This is a genomic window from Pseudomonas sp. R4-34-07, assembly GCF_003852375.1.
GTDB lineage: Bacteria > Pseudomonadota > Gammaproteobacteria > Pseudomonadales > Pseudomonadaceae > Aquipseudomonas.
The window spans coordinates 5,651,534-5,669,153 of record NZ_CP027760.1; the positions used below are offsets into that span (position 1 = coordinate 5,651,534).

General features: G+C 59.8%; 19 protein-coding genes and 1 other RNA gene. 8 read left to right on the top strand and 12 right to left on the bottom strand.

Features of this window, described 5'->3' with window-relative positions:
* Positions 1-57: 57 nt before the first annotated feature.
* The 3 genes from ubiH to C4J85_RS26155 are packed head-to-tail and all read right to left on the bottom strand — an operon-like array spanning position 58 to position 3,142.
* Positions 58-1,245: a 2-octaprenyl-6-methoxyphenyl hydroxylase gene (gene ubiH / locus C4J85_RS26145; RefSeq protein ID WP_124411040.1), complete on the bottom strand. Its 1,188-nt coding sequence runs from the start codon at positions 1,243-1,245 to the stop codon at positions 58-60.
* Entirely contained in the window at positions 1,242-2,564 is a 1,323-nt protein-coding gene (gene pepP / locus C4J85_RS26150; protein WP_124411041.1) for a Xaa-Pro aminopeptidase, read from the bottom strand. Before pepP ends, ubiH begins: the two co-directional genes overlap by 4 nt.
* 20 nt (positions 2,565-2,584) lie before the next feature.
* Positions 2,585-3,142, bottom strand: coding sequence for a YecA family protein (locus C4J85_RS26155; protein WP_124411042.1), 558 nt, complete (start codon positions 3,140-3,142; stop codon positions 2,585-2,587).
* 138 nt (positions 3,143-3,280) lie between these two features.
* On the opposite strand from C4J85_RS26155, the gene C4J85_RS26160 reads away from it, so the two are divergent.
* The 4 genes from C4J85_RS26160 (at position 3,281) to C4J85_RS26175 (ending at position 4,701) form a co-directional block, all read left to right on the top strand.
* Positions 3,281-3,490, top strand: coding sequence for a TIGR02449 family protein (locus tag C4J85_RS26160; RefSeq protein ID WP_003177365.1), 210 nt, complete (start codon positions 3,281-3,283; stop codon positions 3,488-3,490).
* Positions 3,487-3,804, top strand: a complete 318-nt coding sequence (locus C4J85_RS26165) for a cell division protein ZapA (protein WP_005792389.1) — start codon at positions 3,487-3,489, stop codon at positions 3,802-3,804. The genes C4J85_RS26160 and C4J85_RS26165 overlap by 4 nt, the downstream gene beginning before the upstream one ends.
* Positions 3,805-3,834: 30 nt before the next feature.
* Positions 3,835-4,013: non-coding RNA, 6S RNA (ssrS, locus tag C4J85_RS26170), on the top strand.
* Positions 4,014-4,071: 58 nt separating this feature from the next.
* On the top strand, positions 4,072-4,701 hold the full coding sequence (locus tag C4J85_RS26175; RefSeq protein WP_124411234.1) for a 5-formyltetrahydrofolate cyclo-ligase: 630 nt from the start codon (positions 4,072-4,074) through the stop codon (positions 4,699-4,701).
* A 7-nt stretch (positions 4,702-4,708) separates the two neighbouring features.
* Here the strand turns inward: C4J85_RS26175 and C4J85_RS27555 are convergent, their stop codons facing one another.
* The gene (locus C4J85_RS27555; protein WP_015886446.1) at positions 4,709-4,855 is read right to left on the bottom strand and encodes a hypothetical protein; all 147 of its coding nucleotides are present in this window, start codon (positions 4,853-4,855) and stop codon (positions 4,709-4,711) included.
* 194 nt (positions 4,856-5,049) lie between these two features.
* Here C4J85_RS27555 and C4J85_RS26180 point away from each other — a divergent pair, with 194 nt between their 5' ends.
* Both C4J85_RS26180 and C4J85_RS26185 read left to right on the top strand, forming a co-directional pair.
* Positions 5,050-5,499: an EVE domain-containing protein gene (locus C4J85_RS26180; protein ID WP_124411043.1), complete on the top strand. Its 450-nt coding sequence runs from the start codon at positions 5,050-5,052 to the stop codon at positions 5,497-5,499.
* Positions 5,500-5,679: 180 nt separating this feature from the next.
* Positions 5,680-6,120, top strand: coding sequence for a hypothetical protein (locus C4J85_RS26185; protein ID WP_124411044.1), 441 nt, complete (start codon positions 5,680-5,682; stop codon positions 6,118-6,120).
* A 72-nt stretch (positions 6,121-6,192) separates the two neighbouring features.
* On the opposite strand, the gene C4J85_RS26190 is transcribed toward C4J85_RS26185, so the two are convergent.
* Positions 6,193-6,600 (bottom strand): flagellar basal body-associated protein FliL, encoded by a 408-nt coding sequence (locus C4J85_RS26190; RefSeq protein ID WP_124411045.1) that lies wholly within the window; start codon positions 6,598-6,600, stop codon positions 6,193-6,195.
* 150 nt (positions 6,601-6,750) lie between these two features.
* Between C4J85_RS26190 and C4J85_RS26195 the strand changes: the two genes are divergently transcribed.
* Both C4J85_RS26195 and glpT read left to right on the top strand, forming a co-directional pair.
* The gene (locus tag C4J85_RS26195; RefSeq protein WP_124368767.1) at positions 6,751-7,728 is read left to right on the top strand and encodes an NADPH:quinone oxidoreductase family protein; all 978 of its coding nucleotides are present in this window, start codon (positions 6,751-6,753) and stop codon (positions 7,726-7,728) included.
* A 295-nt stretch (positions 7,729-8,023) separates the two neighbouring features.
* Positions 8,024-9,361: a glycerol-3-phosphate transporter gene (gene glpT, locus C4J85_RS26200; protein WP_124368768.1), complete on the top strand. Its 1,338-nt coding sequence runs from the start codon at positions 8,024-8,026 to the stop codon at positions 9,359-9,361.
* Here glpT and C4J85_RS26205 read toward each other — a convergent pair.
* The 7 genes from C4J85_RS26205 to C4J85_RS26235 form a co-directional block, all read right to left on the bottom strand.
* On the bottom strand, positions 9,358-10,011 hold the full coding sequence (locus C4J85_RS26205) for a gamma-glutamylcyclotransferase (RefSeq protein WP_124364902.1): 654 nt from the start codon (positions 10,009-10,011) through the stop codon (positions 9,358-9,360). The two genes, glpT and C4J85_RS26205, sit on opposite strands and share 4 nt — an antisense overlap.
* Before the next feature lie 138 nt (positions 10,012-10,149).
* Positions 10,150-11,118 carry a CDP-6-deoxy-delta-3,4-glucoseen reductase gene (locus C4J85_RS26210; protein ID WP_124411046.1) on the bottom strand — a complete coding sequence of 323 codons (969 nt, stop codon included), beginning with the start codon at positions 11,116-11,118 and terminating at the stop codon, positions 10,150-10,152.
* The gene (ubiD, locus tag C4J85_RS26215) at positions 11,118-12,584 is read right to left on the bottom strand and encodes a 4-hydroxy-3-polyprenylbenzoate decarboxylase (protein ID WP_124368770.1); all 1,467 of its coding nucleotides are present in this window, start codon (positions 12,582-12,584) and stop codon (positions 11,118-11,120) included. Before ubiD ends, C4J85_RS26210 begins: the two co-directional genes overlap by 1 nt.
* A gap of 59 nt (positions 12,585-12,643) precedes the next feature.
* Positions 12,644-14,626, bottom strand: a complete 1,983-nt coding sequence (locus C4J85_RS26220; RefSeq protein WP_124411047.1) for an acyltransferase family protein — start codon at positions 14,624-14,626, stop codon at positions 12,644-12,646.
* A gap of 156 nt (positions 14,627-14,782) precedes the next feature.
* Entirely contained in the window at positions 14,783-16,042 is a 1,260-nt protein-coding gene (gene rho / locus C4J85_RS26225) for a transcription termination factor Rho (RefSeq protein WP_003176825.1), read from the bottom strand.
* Between the two features lie 234 nt (positions 16,043-16,276).
* On the bottom strand, positions 16,277-16,606 hold the full coding sequence (gene trxA, locus C4J85_RS26230) for a thioredoxin TrxA (protein WP_124364909.1): 330 nt from the start codon (positions 16,604-16,606) through the stop codon (positions 16,277-16,279).
* A 120-nt stretch (positions 16,607-16,726) separates the two neighbouring features.
* Positions 16,727-17,422, bottom strand: coding sequence for a FadR/GntR family transcriptional regulator (locus tag C4J85_RS26235; RefSeq protein ID WP_124411048.1), 696 nt, complete (start codon positions 17,420-17,422; stop codon positions 16,727-16,729).
* Positions 17,423-17,620 lie beyond the last annotated feature (198 nt).

Here is a 17,620-nt window from a genome sequence, read left to right on the forward strand (position 1 = left end):
ATGCTTTAAGCCTTGTCTCGTGTGCGGCACAGGCCGCCAATAAAGTGATGGGCCGGCTCAAACATCGGAGCGCACCCCCAGCCCCATGGCCTGGCGGGCGAACCAGCGTTTGGCCGGCGGTAACAGGTCCAGGCCGAGCAGGCCCATGTTGCGCCCCAGCGCCACCAACGGTTGCCCGCTGCCGAACAGGCGCGTGACCTGGTCGGAGAAACCCACGGTCAGTTGCTGGTCCAGGCGCTGGCGCTCGCGATAGCGTTGCAGTGTCGCCAGGTCACCCGGCACTGCCGGCCCGGCCAGCAAGGCTTCGGCCAGGGCATTGGCATCGCGCAGGGACAGGTTGAAACCTTGCCCGGCGATCGGGTGCAGGCTGTGCGCGGCATTGCCGAGCACCACCAGGTGCGAGCGCACTTGTTCTTCCGCTTCCACCAGGGTCAGCGGATAAAGATGCCGCGCGCCCACTTGTTTCAGGGTGCCCAGGCGATAGCCGAACACGCCCTGCAATTCGCTCAGGAAGCTGCGCTCATCCAGGTTGGCCAGGCGCTGGGCGTCCATGCCGATGCGGGTCCAGACCAGCGCACAGCGGTTGTCCGGCAGCGGCAGCAAGGCCATTGGCCCCTCATCGGTGAAACGCTCGAACGCTTCGCCATTGTGGGCTTCGCTCGGGGTGATATTGGCGATCAGCGCGCTCTGGTTGTAGGGCCGGGTTTTCACGCCGATGCCAAGCTGCTCGCGCAGACCGGAGCGACCGCCATCGGCCAATACCGCAAGCTCGCATTCCAGTACGGTTTCGTCATTGAGGGTCAGGCGATAGCCATCGGGCAGCGGCTCCATGCGAGTGACTTCCGCCGGGCAGCGCCAGCTCACCACGTCCTTGTCCAGGCCTTGCCACAGGCATTGGCCGAGCCAGGCGTTTTCCACCACATACCCCAGGGCCGGCACGCCTTCTTCCAGGGCAGACAAGCGTGCGGTAGAGAAACGCCCGCGGTCCGACACGTGAATCTGTTTGATCGGCTCCGCGCGCCGGGCAATCGCTTGCCAGACGCCCAGGCGCTGATAAATCTGGCGAGCGCCGAATGACAACGCCGAAGAACGCGCGTCGTAGCTCGGCTGATAGCTGTCACCCGGCGCGAAGGGTTCGATCAGTGCGATTTTCCAGCCGCGCGCCTTGGCCCCGGCCTGCAACGCCAGGGCCAGGCTTGCGCCCACCAGGCCGCCGCCGATGATCGCCAGGTTGACCCGGCTCATCGGGCAGCCGCCATCAGTGCTTCGATCTCGGCCACCGTCTTGGGCACCGCGCCGGTCAGGATTTCACAGCCTTGCTTGGTCACTATCACGTCGTCCTCGATGCGTACGCCAATGCCACGCCACTTCTTCGCTACGTTCTGGTTGTCCGGTGAAATATAGATCCCCGGCTCCACGGTCAAGGCCATGCCGACTTCCAGCACGCGCCATTCACCGCCCACTTTGTACTCGCCCACGTCATGCACATCCATGCCCAGCCAGTGGCCGGCGCGGTGCATGTAAAAGGCGCGGTAGGCTTCGCTGGCGATCAACTCGTCAACGTCGCCTTGCAGCAACCCCAGCTTGACCAGCCCGGCAGTGATGACCTGCACGGTCGCCTCATGCGCCTGGTTCCAATGCTTGTTCGGCGCGATCTGCTTGAAGGCGGCTTCCTGGGAAGCCAGCACAATTTCGTAGATCGCCTTCTGCTCGGGCGAAAACTTGCCATTGACCGGCCAGGTGCGGGTGATGTCACTGGCGTAGCAGTCGATCTCGCAACCGGCGTCGATCAGCACCAGGTCACCGTCCCTGAGCAGCGCGTCATTCTGCTGGTAATGCAGGATGCAGCTGTTACGCCCGGACGCGACGATGGAGCCATAGGCCGGCATTTTCGCGCCGCCCTTGCGGAATTCATAATCCAACTCGGCTTCCAGGCTGAACTCGTGCAGGCCGGCACGGCTGGCCTGCATCGCCCGCACATGGGCCGCGCAGGAAATCCGCGCCGCCTCGCGCATCACCTTCACTTCCGCCGCCGATTTATACAGGCGCATGTCGTGCAGCAGATGATCCAGGGCAACGAATTCGTTCGGCGGCTGGGCGCCCAGGTGCGCTTTGGAGCGGATCACGTTGATCCACTCCATCACGTGCCGGTCGAATTCGGCATTGCTGCCCATGGCTGAATACACCCGGTCACGGCCTTCGATCAGGCCGGGCAGGATGTCGTCGATGTCGGTGATGGGAAACGCGTCGTCAGCCCCGTAATCACGGATCGCGCCTTCGGTGCCGGCGCGCAGGCCATCCCACAATTCGCGTTCGGCATTGCGTTCGCGGCAGAACAGCACGTACTCGCCATGCTGGCGACCGGGCATCAGCACGATCACCGCTTGCGGTTCGGGAAAACCGCTCAGGTACTGGAAGTCGCTGTCCTGGCGGTAGACATGCTCCACATCACGATTGCGGATCGCCACGGCGGCGGCCGGCAGGATCGCGATGCTGTTGAGTTCCATCTGCGCCATGAGCGCCTTGCGGCGACGGGTGTATTCCGCTTTGGGGATATGGATCATGGGCAGATGGGCTTCCTCGTTTAGTGCAGCGACGGCTTGGGCGAAGCAGGCTCAGCGGACTTTTTGGTCTCGGTGAACAGCAGCAACGGCGCAACGCGCAGGTATTCCATGACTTCCATGTAGTCGCCCTCGCCGTCCTCGGACTCTTCCAGGGCGTCCTGCACCTGGGAGATGGCGGCCAGGTCCTGCAGCACCTCCTTGGCGTCGTCGCTCAGCTCCAGGCCACCGGCGTTCACGCCGTAACCGTGGAGGAAACCCTGGCACCATTGGCCCAGCGCGGCGGCGCGTTCGGCCAGCGGCGCATCGTCGGTGGGCAGCAGCAGGACCACGGTGACGTCATCACCGGTCAGCTCGCCCTTGACCATCTCTTGCAGGCCGATCAGCGCATTGCGCACGTTTTCTTCGGGTTCTTTCTCCAGCAGCTCGGCCACATCGGCCAGCCAGTTGTCGGCATCGAAGCCGACACCGGTGCAGCTGCGGCCCAACAGCACGCCGTGCAGTTCGGCAGGCGAGCAAGAATGGCCGCTGGTGCTCAGCAGTTTGGAAAAAGCGTCGTACGGGGAGTTCTGAATGGGCATGGTGAGCTAGGCGCCAGACGGCGCAATGTCTAGAATGGAGCGCTGTATCCTAGCACCGGCAGACGTACCAAGACTATCGAGGGCGTCAGATCGTTTATCCTGCAGTTGCCATTCATCAGACAAATCCAGTGGAACCCAATGGAAGACACCGACCTGCAAGCGCTGATGGCCAGACTCGAACTGCTAATTGATCGAGTCGAGCAACTTAAGAGTCAAAACGGACTCCTACTAGCTCAGGAAAAAACCTGGCGCGAGGAACGCGCTCACCTCATTGAAAAAAACGAAATCGCCCGGCGTAAGGTCGAATCGATGATTTCGCGCCTGAAGGCCCTGGAGCAAGACTCATGAGTTCAAGCAATAGCGTTACCGTGCAGATCCTCGACAAAGAATATTCGATCATCTGCCCCCAGGAAGAGCGCAGCAACCTGGTGAGCGCTGCCCGCTACCTGGACGGCAAGATGCGTGAAATCCGCAGCAGCGGCAAAGTGATCGGCGCCGACCGCATCGCCGTGATGGCCGCGCTGAACATTACCCACGACCTGTTGCATAAGCAGGAACGCCCTGACGTGCAGGCCAGCGGCTCGACCCGCGAGCAAGTGCGTGACCTGCTCGAACGCGTTGATCTGGTGCTTTCCACCGATTCAGACGCACCCAAGGGCTGATTGCCGAGTCTGTTTAAGGTATACTCGCCCCACTCCCTGGCGTGCTTGCCAGTCGGCGATGTCCCGGAGCCGATTCGCACTACCCTGGAAGTTGCACGTTGGGCTGGTGTGCATGTCCGCTAGACGGAAAGCCTTAAAGCCTACTGCTTCTTCCACCTTGAACTTTCGGGTTCAAGGGCTTAGTCGACAGCGGTTCTGTCGGGGAGCCTGAATTCCCAAACTCAATGCCAGTCCCAGGACTGGCATTGTTTTATGAGCCGAAAAGCCATGACCGAACCTGCGCCGCTTTCCCGTCCGCAACTTCGACGCATGTTGCGCAAAGCCCGCCGCGCCCTCACGCCCCGCGAGCAGCGCCAGGCCGCCTGCGGCCTGTATCGGCAACTGGCACAGCACCCGCTGTTTCGCCGGGCCAAACATATTTCCTTATATCTACCGACGGACGGCGAAATCGATCCGCGTCTGCTGCTGCGCGCTGCCCAGCGCCAGGGCAAGGCCACTTACCTGCCCGTACTGAGTGCGTGGCCACGTACCAAGATGGTGTTCCAACGCGTGCGGCCTGGGGATAAGTTGTTGCCCAACCGCTTTCGCATTCTGGAGCCACGGGCCAATGCCCGGTGCCAACGCAAGGTGTGGACGCTGGACCTGGTACTGCTGCCGCTGGTGGGGTTCGATAACGAGGGTGGGCGATTAGGCATGGGGGGCGGATTCTATGACCGCAGCCTGGCCTACCTTGCCAGGCGAAAAACCTGGCGCAAGCCGACGCTGCTGGGGCTGGCCCATGAATGTCAGCAAGTCGATCGCCTGGCGCAGGCGAGCTGGGACGTGCCGCTGGCGGGCACTGTCACCGATAAGCAATGGTTTGTCGCAGAAACGTCGCTGGAACCGCGACGCGGTTAAAACCGTGTTAACGCTTGAATTGCTGTTGCACAGGCGAGAGTTCGACCGGCGCATCGGTCTTGTTCGACCACAGGCTCTGGGCATACCCGGTGGTCACGACGCCCAGACCAAACAAAATTACCAAAATCCATAGTAAATCCGGTTTACGTTGCATCGATTGCCCCCCTTCAGGCACCTCGTACACGATGACAACAACGTTCCAAAGTAGTCCGTTGCAGCTGCACCAAGCTTAAAAGCCGGCATTCTGCGGTAACGTGAACCAACACGCAAACCTTGACGCCAACCGACTGTCGGTTTGTCATGGCATTGCCCGACAACTTGCCCAATGCCTTTCTCAGGAGTCCCGAAATGGCCTACTGGCTGATGAAATCCGAGCCCGACGAGCTCTCCATCAACGACCTGGAAAAGCTCGGCGAAACGCGCTGGGACGGGGTTCGCAACTACCAGGCGCGCAATTTCCTGCGCGCCATGGCGGTGGGCGATGAGTTTTTCTTCTATCACTCCAGTTGCCCGGAGCCCGGCATTGCCGGTATCGGCAAAATTACCCAGCCCGCCTACCCCGACCCCACCGCGCTGGAACCGGACAGCCATTATTTCGACACCAAGGCCAGCGCGGAGAAAAACCCGTGGAGTGCGATCACCGTGGCCCACGTCAAAACCTTCCCCAAGGTACTTGGCCTGAGTCACTTGAAACAGCAAGCCACGCTCGTCGAGTTGCCACTGGTGCAGAAGGGCAGCCGGCTTTCGGTGATGCCGGTCACGTCGGAGCAGTGGGCGGCCATTCGTCAACTGCTTTAGCTGTCCGATGCCATTGGGCATTCATCTAACATCATAAAAGTACCCGTTATAAAAAAAGAAACAGTTATCAAAATTCAGCATAACCAACTGTCATTTATGACAGTAGTCAACATTTTCTCCAAAGTGAATGATAACCACTGAACACGGATTTATCGCATTCACACTACCAGGAGAGCGAAAATGGCTGACTTATCAGACTCAGATAGAAATGACTCGAATGAAGCTGCCGCCATAGAAAAAATAGAGATTAAGATCCACTCGGATAACACCAAAGGAATAACGATAGTGACGGGGGCGTACCCATTACATGGATATAAAGGCTCTATCGAGGTTGAATACACGTGGATAAATAATATTTACACGATCCATGCGCGCAGGTATCAGTTCGAGCGAGGTGCGGTAACGGGGAAAAACCCGCGCTTCGAAATCAGCGCCATGGCCGTAAACGGCCCTACATTGACTGTCGTCCCTCCACAGGATGGCCAATGGCACTTCTGGGGTTCGTCAACAAGCTACCAAACAGCGAACACAGCAATGGACTTCAAGTTTTACTTTGTCTTCGACGCGCCTGAGGGGGTATGGAGAACAGATACAAAAATATTAAGACTGATTGCCAATTAGCTCCTGACTACACTACAGCCAGCAACTAAGTTGCTGGCCTCCCAAAACCCTTGAAAGTCCGCTTTTTCGGACTTATTGAATGATCAAGTTGTTGAACAGCAAGTCTTCCACCATCGGCTTGCCGGTTTCATCATTCATCACTTGCTGGGTTTGTTTCAACGCTTCTTGACGCAGCTTTTCCTTACCCTCAACACTGCTCATGGCTTCGTTGGTCTGCTGGGTAAACAGCGCCACCAACTGGTTACGGATCAAGGCGTCGTTTGCCTTCACCGCCGCAGCGGCTTCGGACCCGGTCACGCGCAGGGCGATGTCAGCCTTGAACACCTTGAGTTTCGCCGTGCCATCCAGGCCGTAGTTACCCACGAACGGCGGGCTCAGGCTGATATAGCTGACCTTCGGCGCCTCGCCCTCTTTGGCTTCTTCGGCCTGAGCCGCCATCGGCAAGGTCAGGGCCAGCATCAACAGGATCCACGCTTTCACAGTTCATTCCTCGAATTCGGTTGCCGGGTAGCATAACGCTAGCAAGGCTGAGCACAAGCTTATGGGGGCTTATCAGGCGCGGGCATGCTCGTTGACCCACGGGCGTACCCTCCTACACTTATCGGCCACGACGCCAAAAGGAATAGTCCGATGAAAGCTGTGCTGTGCAAAGCCTTCGGCCCCGCCGAAAACCTGGTGCTGGAAGAGATCGCCAGCCCTGCGATCAAGCAGAACGAAATCCTGCTGGACGTGCACGCGGCCGGGGTGAATTTCCCGGACACCCTGATCATCGAAGGCAAGTACCAGTTCAAGCCGCCATTCCCGTTTTCGCCGGGTGGCGAAGCGGCGGGCGTGGTGAGTGAGGTCGGGGAGAAGGTCAGCCATTTGAAAGTCGGTGATCGCGTGATGGCCCTGACCGGCTGGGGCAGCTTTGCCGAGCAGGTCGCGGTGCCGGGCTATAACGTGCTGCCGATTCCGCCGAGCATGGACTTCAACACCGCCGCCGCCTTCAGCATGACCTACGGCACCTCGATGCACGCGCTGAAACAGCGGGCCAACCTGCAACCTGGCGAAACCCTGTTGGTGCTCGGCGCTTCCGGTGGCGTGGGCCTGGCCGCCGTGGAAATCGGCAAGGCCATGGGCGCCCGGGTGATCGCCGCCGCCAGCAGCGCCGACAAGCTCGCGGTGGCCAAGGCGGCCGGCGCCGATGAGCTGATCAACTACAGCGAAGCCAGCCTCAAGGACGAGGTCAAGCGCCTGACCGGTGGCAACGGCGCCGATGTGATCTACGATCCCGTGGGTGGCGACCTGTTTGACCAGGCCATCCGCTCGATCGCCTGGAACGGCCGCTTGTTGGTGGTGGGCTTTGCCAGCGGGCGCATCCCGGAACTGCCGGTGAACCTGGCACTGCTCAAGGGCGCGGCGGTGGTGGGGGTGTTCTGGGGTTCGTTTGCCCAGCGTCAGCCCCAGGACAATGCGGCGAATTTTCAGCAGTTGTTCACCTGGTATGGCGAGGGCAAGTTGAAGCCGTTGGTGTCGCAGGTGTATCCGCTGGCGCAGGCGGCCCAGGCGATCAATGATCTCGGGCAGCGCAAGGCGGTGGGTAAGGTGGTCGTTCAGACCCGCTGATAGCCAGTTGAAATGCGAACAATGTGGGAGGGGGCTTGCCCCCGATTGCAGTGGATCAGTTGACACATATGTTGACTGAACCACCGCTATCGGGGGCAAGCCCCCTCCCACATTTGGATCTCCAGCGCCTGCAGAATCCACTTACGACCACACCTTATCTATTCGCGACATGTTCATAAGAGAACATGCAATTGCTTTGATTTCCTGTGTTTGCAGATAAGAGGCAATGCTATTTTCGGTAACGAAACTGTAACATTCGCATCCGCAGTCAAAACAAGAAATCTGGAGCTCTTGAATGTTTGCTTTCTTTCGACCTGCCGCACATCAGGCGCCCCTGCCTGAAGAAAAAATAGACACGACCTACCGACGGCTGCGCTGGCAGATCTTCGCCGGTATTTTCTTCGGTTACGCTGGCTACTACCTGCTGCGCAAAAACTTCTCCCTGGCCATGCCCTACCTGATCGACGAGGGTTACACCCGTGGGGAACTGGGCCTGGCGATGTCGGCCATCGCAATTGCCTACGGCCTGTCCAAGTTCCTCATGGGCCTGGTGTCCGACCGCTCCAATCCGCGCTACTTCTTGCCCTTCGGCCTGCTGGTTTCAGCGGGGGTGATGTTCATTTTCGGTTTCGCGCCTTGGGCAACGTCCAGCGTGACCATGATGTTCATTTTGCTGTTCATCAACGGTTGGGCCCAGGGCATGGGCTGGCCGCCGAGTGGGCGGACCATGGTGCACTGGTGGTCGCAGAAGGAACGCGGCGGCGTGGTGTCGGTGTGGAACGTGGCGCACAACGTCGGCGGCGGCCTGATCGGCCCGCTGTTCCTCTTAGGCATGGCCTGGTTCAACGACTGGCATGCGGCATTTTATGTGCCCGCCACGGTGGCGCTGGCAGTGGCGGCGTTTGCCTTCATCACCATGCGTGACACCCCGCAATCGGTGGGCCTGCCGCCCATCGAAAAGTACAAGAACGACTACCCGGAAGGCTACGACGCCAGCCACGAAGACGAATTCAGCGCCAAGGAAATCTTCGTCAAGTACGTGCTGCGCAACAAAATGCTGTGGTACATCGCGTTCGCCAACGTGTTCGTCTACTTGCTGCGCTACGGCGTACTGGACTGGGCGCCGACCTACTTGAAAGAAGCCAAGCATTTCACGGTCGACAAGTCGTCGTGGGCGTATTTCTTCTACGAGTGGGCCGGTATCCCGGGCACGCTGCTGTGTGGCTGGATGTCGGACAAGATCTTCCGTGGCAATCGTGGCCTGACCGGCATCGTGTTCATGGCGCTGGTGACCGTGGCGACCCTGGTTTACTGGCTTAACCCGCCGGGCAATCCAACGGTCGACATGATCGCGCTGGTCTCCATCGGCTTCCTGATCTACGGCCCGGTGATGCTGATCGGCCTGCAGGCGCTGGAACTGGCACCGAAGAAAGCCGCCGGTACGGCTGCGGGCTTCACCGGCCTGTTCGGCTACCTGGGTGGTTCGGTGGCCGCGAGTGCGGCGATGGGCTACACGGTGGACCACTTCGGTTGGGACGGCGGTTTCGTGCTGTTGATCGGCGCGTGCGTCCTGGCGATTGCCTTTCTGATCCCAACGCTGTGGCACACCAACAGTGTCAGCTCGGCGCGTTAACCGCCTGAGCAATCCTTTGCACAACGCTTGAGCCGCGCCTCCAGGTTTTTATCTGGCATGGCGTGGCTACGCAGGGCGTTCACGGTCTGTTCGACATAATCGCGAGTGGTGCCGTAACGCCCGCAAGCGCTTTGCAGCACATGATTGAGCACAATATCGGGCAAGTTACCGGCATAGCTGGGCAAGTGCCGCTCCAGCACAAACCCCAACGCCTGTACCTGGCTGCCATCTTCCAGCCGGCAACTGAGCCAGTGCGGTCGATAGGACGGGTAAGGCATTTCGCGTTGCCACAACGCATAGAGCGAAGCCTCCAACTGATCTTCCGGCAAGCGGTAAGCAAACCCGCTGCACGAGCCGCCCCGATCCAGCCCGAACACCAAACCCGGCAGCTCCGGCGTACCCCGGTGCTCATGCGACCACAAGTACAAGCCCCGATGATAACCATGGACCCGCGCCCGTACCCGCTCGGTGGATGAACATTCCGGGCGCCAGATCAGCGAACCATATGCAAATAGCCAGACCGGCCCACCCTTGTGCCGAGCCATGGTGGCCTGCATCGAGCTCATCAATTGTTCGTGAGTGAGTTGCGGCCCCAAGTCGAGCCGCGGAGGGTAAGCCAACTGCAAAAGATCGGTTTCAATGGCGGTCATGGCGAAAAGCGGTACGCCTCCTATGTATTACCAGTTGTAAGCGACTTTACCGTAATAAAACGCGCCGCTGTAACCGTACGGCGAAAAAGTGCTGTAGGCGAGATTGGCGGCGCAATGGTGCTGCCGGATTTGATCTGCTCAGGGCCGTGGGGCGTAGGCAAACACGTCAGCGCGCATCTGGTGCGCATCCATACCGGCGTCGACCAACGCATCCAGCGTGCCGTAGATCATCGCCGGGGATCCACTGGCGTATACATGCACGGCCTTAAGGTCGGCAATGTCTTCGCACACGGCTTCATGCAGCAACCCGCAACGTCCTTCCCAGCCGCACAGGTCACTGACGACTTTGTGCAGGAACAGGTTGGGCAGTTGCCGCCACTGATCCCAGTGCTCGATCTCGTAGAAATCTTCCGGGCGACGCACGCCCCAGTACAAGTGCACCGGGTGCTTGAAGCCGGACGCCCGGCAATGCTCGATCAGGCTGTGCATCTGAGCCATGCCGGTACCGGCGGCGATCAGCACCAGCGGCCCGTCCGGCAGCTCCGCCAGGTGAGTGTCACCGAACGGCAGTTCGATGCGGGCCATCTGATTGCGCTGGAGCTGGTCCAACAGGTTGCGTGCGCTGTCTTCGCGGGCCAGTACGTGCAGTTCCAGCTCGCGTCCACAGTGAGGCGCCGACGCCAGGGAAAACGCCGACTTCTCGCCGTTCTCACGCTCGATCATCAGGTATTGCCCGGCGTGGTAACGCACGGCCTTGCCTGCAGGAGCCCGCAGGCGCACGCGCCACACATCGCCGCCGACTTCCACGCATTCGCTCAATTGGCATGACAACTTGCGCAACGGCAGTTCTCCCGGCGCCAGCACGCCATCCCACAATACAATGCAATCTTCCAGCGGCTCGGCGATGCAGGTGTAGAACTCACCATGGTCACGCACCTCACCCGCCTGCTGCACCCGGCCCTCCACCAGCAGCGCCGCGCACACGTGGCAGACGCCGTTGCGACAGGCCTGGGGGCATTCGTAGCCCAGGCGGCGCGCGCCATCGAGAATTCGTTCGCCAGGGTCCAGTTCCAGGACCGCGCCGGAAGGTTGCAAGGTTACACGCATCAATCTATTCCCAATTCTTTCCAGATTGCATCGACGCGAGCAGTCACTGCGTCATCCTTGACGATCACCCGGCCCCACTCGCGGGTAGTTTCGCCCGGCCATTTGTGAGTGGCATCCAGGCCCATTTTCGACCCAAGGCCTGAAACCGGCGAGGCAAAATCGAGGTAATCGATGGGCGTGTTGTCGATCATTACCGTGTCGCGCTTGGGGTCCATGCGCGTGGTAATGGCCCAGATCACGTCATTCCAGTCGCGGGCGTTGATGTCGTCGTCGGTGACGATAACGAACTTGGTGTACATGAATTGTCGTAAAAACGACCACACGCCCAGCATTACCCGCTTGGCATGGCCCGGATACGACTTCTTCATGGTGACGATGGCCATGCGGTACGAGCAACCTTCCGGCGGCAGGTAGAAGTCGGTGATTTCCGGAAACTGCTTTTGCAGGATCGGCACGAACACTTCGTTCAGCGCCACGCCGAGAATGGCCGGCTCGTCTGGTGGCCGGCCGGTGTAGGTACTGTGGTAGATCGGTTTGATCCGATGGGTGATGCGCTCGACGGTGAACACCGGAAAACTGTCGACTTCGTTGTAATAACCCGTGTGGTCACCGTAAGGCCCTTCATCGGCCATCTCACCGGGGTGAATCACACCCTCGAGGATGATTTCGGCGGTGGCCGGCACTTGCAGGTCATTACCACGGCATTTCACCAATTCGGTGCGGTTGCCACGCAGCAGGCCGGCAAAGGCGTATTCGGACAGGCTGTCCGGCACTGGCGTCACGGCGCCCAGGATAGTGGCCGGGTCGGCGCCGAGGGCCACGGACACCGGGAACGGCTGGCCCGGATGCTTTTCGCACCACTCGCGAAAGTCCAGGGCGCCGCCACGGTGGCTCAGCCAGCGCATGATCACCTTATTGCGGCCGATCACTTGCTGGCGGTAGATGCCGAGGTTCTGGCGGTCCTTGTTCGGGCCCTTGGTGACGGTCAGGCCCCAGGTGATCAGCGGGCCGACATCGCCGGGCCAGCAGGTCTGCACCGGGAGCATGGCCAGGTCGACGTCATCGCCTTCGATGACCACTTCCTGGCACACCGCGTCCTTGACCACCTTGGGCGCCATGGCAATGATCTTGCGAAAGATCGGCAGCTTCGACCAAGCGTCCTTCAAGCCTTTGGGCGGCTCGGGCTCCTTGAGGAAGGCCAGCAGCTTGCCGATCTCGCGCAGCTCGCTGACCGCCTCGGCGCCCATGCCAAAGGCGACGCGTTCGGGGGTGCCGAACAGGTTGCCGAGCACCGGGATGTCAAAGCCGGTCGGGTTCTCGAACAGCAGCGCCGGACCCTTGTTGCGCAAGGTGCGGTCGCAAATCTCAGTCATTTCCAGTACCGGTGAAATCGGCATCTGGATACGTTTCAACTCTCCGCGCTGCTCAAGTTGCTGCACGAAATCCCGAAGATCCTTGAATTTCATTAACCATGCCACCCGTAAAATAGGCGTACATCCTACCTGCTCTAGAGGCGGCTGGCAGCTTAATTGGCCGTCAACCCCCGTGATTGCAGCGATCTGAACAACGGCTCCAGGAAGGCCTCGATGTGCCGCGCGCCTACGTCGGAAAGGTGGTTATCGTCGGTGTACAGTGCGCGGCCATTGAGTTCCACCCGGCACAAGCCGTCGGTGCCGCACAGCAAGGGCGCGGGGTCCAGCACCCTGACACCGCTGTCGGCCGCCGCCAGCTCGTCAAACAGCTGGGTAATAAAGGCCTGGCGCTTCACATGCTCGGCCACGGCAAGCCCTTCACCGTCCACCGGTCGGTTCATCATTGCCAGGCGACTGAGGCGGTAAGGCACGATGATTTCCTGCAGCGGCACCTCCTTGACCAGCCAGACCTTATGCCCGGCAGCGCGCAGCGCCTGGATGCGCTCGCGCATGCCCTGGGCAAAGCGCTGCTCGGCGACCGCACGCACATACTTGCCGGTGCTGGGGTCCTTGAGCGCATGCTCTTTGTCGCCCGACATTTGCCCATAGACATACAGGCTCCAGCGCGCCGCCAGCACCACATCGCTGAATTTTTTCTCGGCCATCGCTTTCTCGACGCGACGGTTGAAATGCGCGCACCGGGCAATATTCTCCAGGCCATCCAACGGAATACAGCCCGCGAAGCTGGCTTCAACCAGGCTGATATCGTGGCGATCAGCGCCCTCTTTGAGTGCCGGAATCAGCGCGGTGGCATGGCTGTCACCCCATACCAGCGCCGAGACGGACTGGGTTGGCGGACCGAAATGGCAGAACAACCGCTCGTCGGGCGTGTCTTTGTCAGCCATGCACGCCAGCAGCTCCGGGCTCCACTTCTTCGCCTGGGCAAAACGCAACGCCTGTTCGGACAACCGTGAAGGCACACCGTCGAATTCGCGTATCGCAAGGCCCGTAAAGCCCAGCCCCAGGATGCCGACCACGGCTGCCGCCAGAATTGCCTTGCGGGCGGCCAACAAGCGTTTTTCACGAAACGGCGTTTCCACGAAGCGCCAGGACAAGTAGCCCAGCAGCAACGAGAGCAGCATCAACCCGGCCAACTCCAGAGTGCTCAAGCCATCCACCGCAGCATAGTTGGCGTACACGAACACCGGCCAATGCCACAGGTACCAGGAATAGGAAATCAGCCCGATACCGACCATCAGCCGCGTACTCAACAGGCGCCCGACCCAGGTGTGTTGCTGCCCGTTGGCCCAGATCAGCCCGACGACACCCAGCACCGGCAATAGCGCGGTCGCGCCGGGGAAAGGGGTTTTCGCGTCGTAACCGAATACGGCGATCAGAATCAGTGCCAGGGAGGCCAGGCTGACACCCTGCGCCAGGGCGGGCGAGGCGCGCCACTCGTATTTGGGCAGCACCGCCAGCATCGCGCCGGCCAGCAATTCCCAGGCACGCAGGTGCAGCAGGAAGAACGCTTTCTGCGGCTCATGCTCAACCGCCCAGACACTCATGCCAAAAGAGCCCAGCAACACCGCGAACAGCGCCAGGCGCCAGTGCTTCAGGCGGCTTGAAAGCAACGTGAGCAGCAGCGGGAAAACAATATAGAACTGCTCTTCTACCGCTAGCGACCAGGTATGCAGCAGAGGCTTGATGTCAGAGGACGCATCGAAGTAGCCATGTTGACGCGCGAACAGCAAATTTGAGGTAAAGGTCACCTGATAGTGCGCCGACCGCCCCAACTCCTCATAGTCCTTGGGCGCCAACAGGAACCAGCCCACCGCCAGTGTCGCTGCAATCATTACAAACAGCGCCGGCAGGATGCGCCGTGCGCGACGGGCCCAGAAATCAATGAAACTGAAGCGTCCGGCCTGGCGCTCGCGCCAGATAATGGACGTGATCAGAAAACCGGAAATAACGAAGAAGACGTCAACGCCAACGAAACCGCCGGTAAGGCCAGGAACACCGAAGTGAAACAACACGACGGCGAGGACAGCGATGGCACGCAGGCCATCGATGTCTCTGCGGTAAGCAAGAGTGGTCATAAGAATTGTGGTCAGTCTGTGACGAAAGGAGTGAGCGTAGTCGCGCGTACAATTTTTGTTACTTAACGGACACTTATGCCATAAAACCCGATGAATCTCGACGCAAAAAAATGGCGCCCCCATTGGGGCGCCATTTTTCGGACCTGAAACGCGGTTTTACTTGCGCTTCATCGACAGGAAGAACTCGTCGTTGGTCTTGGTGGTTTTCAGCTTGTCGATCAGGAACTCGATGGCGGCCACTTCGTCCATCGGGTGCAGCAGCTTGCGCAGGATCCACATGCGCTGCAGTTCGTCGTCGGCAGTCAGCAACTCTTCGCGGCGCGTGCCGGAGCGGTTGATGTTGATGGCCGGGAACACACGCTTTTCAGCGATACGACGGTCCAGGGGCAGCTCCATGTTGCCGGTACCCTTGAACTCTTCGTAGATCACTTCGTCCATCTTCGAGCCGGTTTCAACCAGCGCGGTGGCGATAATGGTCAGCGAGCCGCCTTCTTCGATGTTGCGCGCGGCGCCGAAGAAACGCTTTGGCTTCTCCAGGGCGTGGGCATCGACACCACCGGTCAGCACCTTGCCGGAGCTCGGGATCACAGTGTTGTAGGCACGGGCCAGACGGGTGATGGAGTCGAGCAGGATCACCACGTCTTTCTTGTGTTCGACCAGGCGCTTGGCCTTCTCGATCACCATTTCAGCCACCTGCACGTGGCGGGTTGGCGGCTCATCGAACGTCGAGGCAACCACTTCGCCACGCACGGTGCGCTGCATTTCGGTCACTTCTTCCGGACGCTCATCGATCAACAGTACGATCAGGTGAACTTCAGGATTGTTACGCGCAATGTTCGCTGCAATGTTTTGCAGCATGATCGTTTTACCGGCTTTCGGCGGCGCAACGATCAGGCCACGCTGGCCCTTGCCGATGGGGGCGCACAGGTCGATCACACGGCCGGTCAAGTCTTCGGTGGAACCGTTACCGGCTTCCATCTTCATGCGCACGGTCGGGAACAGCGGGGTCAGGTTCTCGAAGAGAATCTTGTTTTTCGCGTTCTCTGGGCGATCGAAGTTGATCGTGTCGACCTTGAGCAGAGCGAAGTAACGCTCGCCTTCCTTCGGAGGGCGGATCTTGCCCACGATGGTGTCGCCGGTGCGCAAGTTGAAGCGACGGATCTGGCTTGGCGAGACGTAGATATCGTCTGGGCCGGCAAGATAGGAAGCGTCTGCGGAGCGGAGGAAGCCGAAGCCGTCCTGGAGAATCTCCAGCACGCCATCACCGGAGATTTCCTCGCCGCTTTTCGCGTGCTTCTTGAGCAGGGAGAAAATCACGTCCTGCTTGCGCGAACGGGCCATATTTTCTATGCCCATTTCTTCGGCCAGTTGGAGCAGGTCGGTAATCGGCTTTTGCTTGAGTTCAGTCAGATTCATATAGGAATGACGTAATCATTTATGGAGGGGGGAAATTAAGCTTTTGGCTTAATGAGGCCGCGCCGCAGAGAAGGCGACAGGATCGCGTACTAATCGAAAAGGAATGCGTCGGCGACGGCTTGCAGGGGGCAGTGGAGAAACCAGTGCGGGGCCGAATGTACCACCTGAATTTCGGAGCGTCTAGCCCTGTTTTACGAAAAAGCCCCGAGATTTTCGGGGCTTTTTTGGCGACGCTTAGATGTTGGCGTCGAGGAAGGCTTGCAGCTGGGACTTCGACAGCGCGCCTACTTTAGTGGCTTCGACGTTGCCGTTCTTGAACAGCATCAACGTCGGAATACCACGCACGCCGTGCTTGGCCGGGGTTTCCTGGTTCTCGTCGATGTTCAGCTTGGCAATGGTCAACTTGCCGTCATAAGTGGTTGCAATGTCGTCCAGGACCGGAGCGATCATTTTGCAAGGGCCGCACCATTCGGCCCAGTAGTCAACCAGCACCGGGCCGGCAGCCTTGAGTACTTCGGCCTCAAAGGTCGCGTCGGTGACGTGCTTGATAAGATCGTTGCTCATGGATGTCTCCGGAATGTAAGCAAAAAAAACGTTGCCCATCATAGCCGCCCTTCCCCCGTTCAGGAAGCCGCCTCTGATTGAGTCTTGCTATGGCGACGCATGACTTTGCATATCGCCGGTTCATGGCGCGACAGGTGTGACGAAGGCAATACCCGTGCGCAATGCAGCATTACGTACATGTTCCTGCATGGTTTTCTGCGCTGCCGCACTGGTGCGCCGGGCCAGGGCACGCAAAATCCTGCGATGCTCCTGCCAGGTTTCCATGGCGCGCTCTGGCCGGATGAACGGTAGTTTCTGGCTTTCCAGGAATACATCGGCGCTGGCGCTCAGAATGCTCACCATCGCCTGGTTGCCGCTGGCCAGCAGGATGTGCTGGTGAAACTTGAAGTCCAGCCGGGCGGCAGCTTCAAAGTCACCCGCTTTGAGCACCTTGCGCATCGCCTCGACATTGTCTTCCAGGCTGTCGAGCTCGTCGGTGGTCAATGTGACCGCCGCCAACCCTGCCGCGAACCCTTCCAGGGCGTAACGCAACTGGAAGATCTCCAGCGGCGTGGCCTGCGCCGCAAACGGCCAGGCGAGTTCGGACGGTGGGTCCGGCGCCTGCACAAACACGCCCTTGCCCGGCTGCACACTCACCACACCCAAGGCGCTCAAGGACGATAACGCCTCACGCAACGATGCCCGGCTCACGCCCAAACGCACCGCCAGATCGCGTTGCGAGGGCAATGCATCGCCCGGCCCGAAGCCCTGCTCCTTGATCAGTTTGCGGATGGCCTGCAGGGCCGCTTCCGGTACGGCTTGGGCGATGGAATTCATAAAAACTCAAGGTTCCAGTCAACTGAGCGGCTAGTTGTAAAGCTATTCACGCCTGCCGGCAAGCCACGCCCCAAAGGGGCTCGCGGGGTTTTTACGGCGCTCGAAAAGGGTGCGAAAAGCTTAATGACTGTTCAGACCAGTAAGACCATCCCACCCCAACGGATCCGTGCCTTACAGACAATTCAATGAGCGCTGGCA

Excerpts from the sequence above, each read along its gene's own strand:
- ubiH (WP_124411040.1), bottom strand. The coding sequence starts at position 1,245 with ATGAGCCGGGTCAACCTGGCGATCATCGGCGGCGGCCTGGTGGGCGCA.
- pepP (WP_124411041.1), bottom strand. The coding sequence starts at position 2,564 with ATGATCCATATCCCCAAAGCGGAATACACCCGTCGCCGCAAGGCGCTC.
- C4J85_RS26155 (WP_124411042.1), bottom strand. The coding sequence starts at position 3,142 with ATGCCCATTCAGAACTCCCCGTACGACGCTTTTTCCAAACTGCTGAGC.
- C4J85_RS26160 (WP_003177365.1), top strand. The coding sequence starts at position 3,281 with ATGGAAGACACCGACCTGCAAGCGCTGATGGCCAGACTCGAACTGCTA.
- C4J85_RS26165 (WP_005792389.1), top strand. The coding sequence starts at position 3,487 with ATGAGTTCAAGCAATAGCGTTACCGTGCAGATCCTCGACAAAGAATAT.
- C4J85_RS26175 (WP_124411234.1), top strand. The coding sequence starts at position 4,072 with ATGACCGAACCTGCGCCGCTTTCCCGTCCGCAACTTCGACGCATGTTG.
- C4J85_RS27555 (WP_015886446.1), bottom strand. The coding sequence starts at position 4,855 with ATGCAACGTAAACCGGATTTACTATGGATTTTGGTAATTTTGTTTGGT.
- C4J85_RS26180 (WP_124411043.1), top strand. The coding sequence starts at position 5,050 with ATGGCCTACTGGCTGATGAAATCCGAGCCCGACGAGCTCTCCATCAAC.
- C4J85_RS26185 (WP_124411044.1), top strand. The coding sequence starts at position 5,680 with ATGGCTGACTTATCAGACTCAGATAGAAATGACTCGAATGAAGCTGCC.
- C4J85_RS26195 (WP_124368767.1), top strand. The coding sequence starts at position 6,751 with ATGAAAGCTGTGCTGTGCAAAGCCTTCGGCCCCGCCGAAAACCTGGTG.
- glpT (WP_124368768.1), top strand. The coding sequence starts at position 8,024 with ATGTTTGCTTTCTTTCGACCTGCCGCACATCAGGCGCCCCTGCCTGAA.
- C4J85_RS26205 (WP_124364902.1), bottom strand. The coding sequence starts at position 10,011 with ATGACCGCCATTGAAACCGATCTTTTGCAGTTGGCTTACCCTCCGCGG.
- C4J85_RS26210 (WP_124411046.1), bottom strand. The coding sequence starts at position 11,118 with ATGCGTGTAACCTTGCAACCTTCCGGCGCGGTCCTGGAACTGGACCCT.
- ubiD (WP_124368770.1), bottom strand. The coding sequence starts at position 12,584 with ATGAAATTCAAGGATCTTCGGGATTTCGTGCAGCAACTTGAGCAGCGC.
- C4J85_RS26220 (WP_124411047.1), bottom strand. The coding sequence starts at position 14,626 with ATGACCACTCTTGCTTACCGCAGAGACATCGATGGCCTGCGTGCCATC.
- rho (WP_003176825.1), bottom strand. The coding sequence starts at position 16,042 with ATGAATCTGACTGAACTCAAGCAAAAGCCGATTACCGACCTGCTCCAA.
- trxA (WP_124364909.1), bottom strand. The coding sequence starts at position 16,606 with ATGAGCAACGATCTTATCAAGCACGTCACCGACGCGACCTTTGAGGCC.
- C4J85_RS26235 (WP_124411048.1), bottom strand. The coding sequence starts at position 17,422 with ATGAATTCCATCGCCCAAGCCGTACCGGAAGCGGCCCTGCAGGCCATC.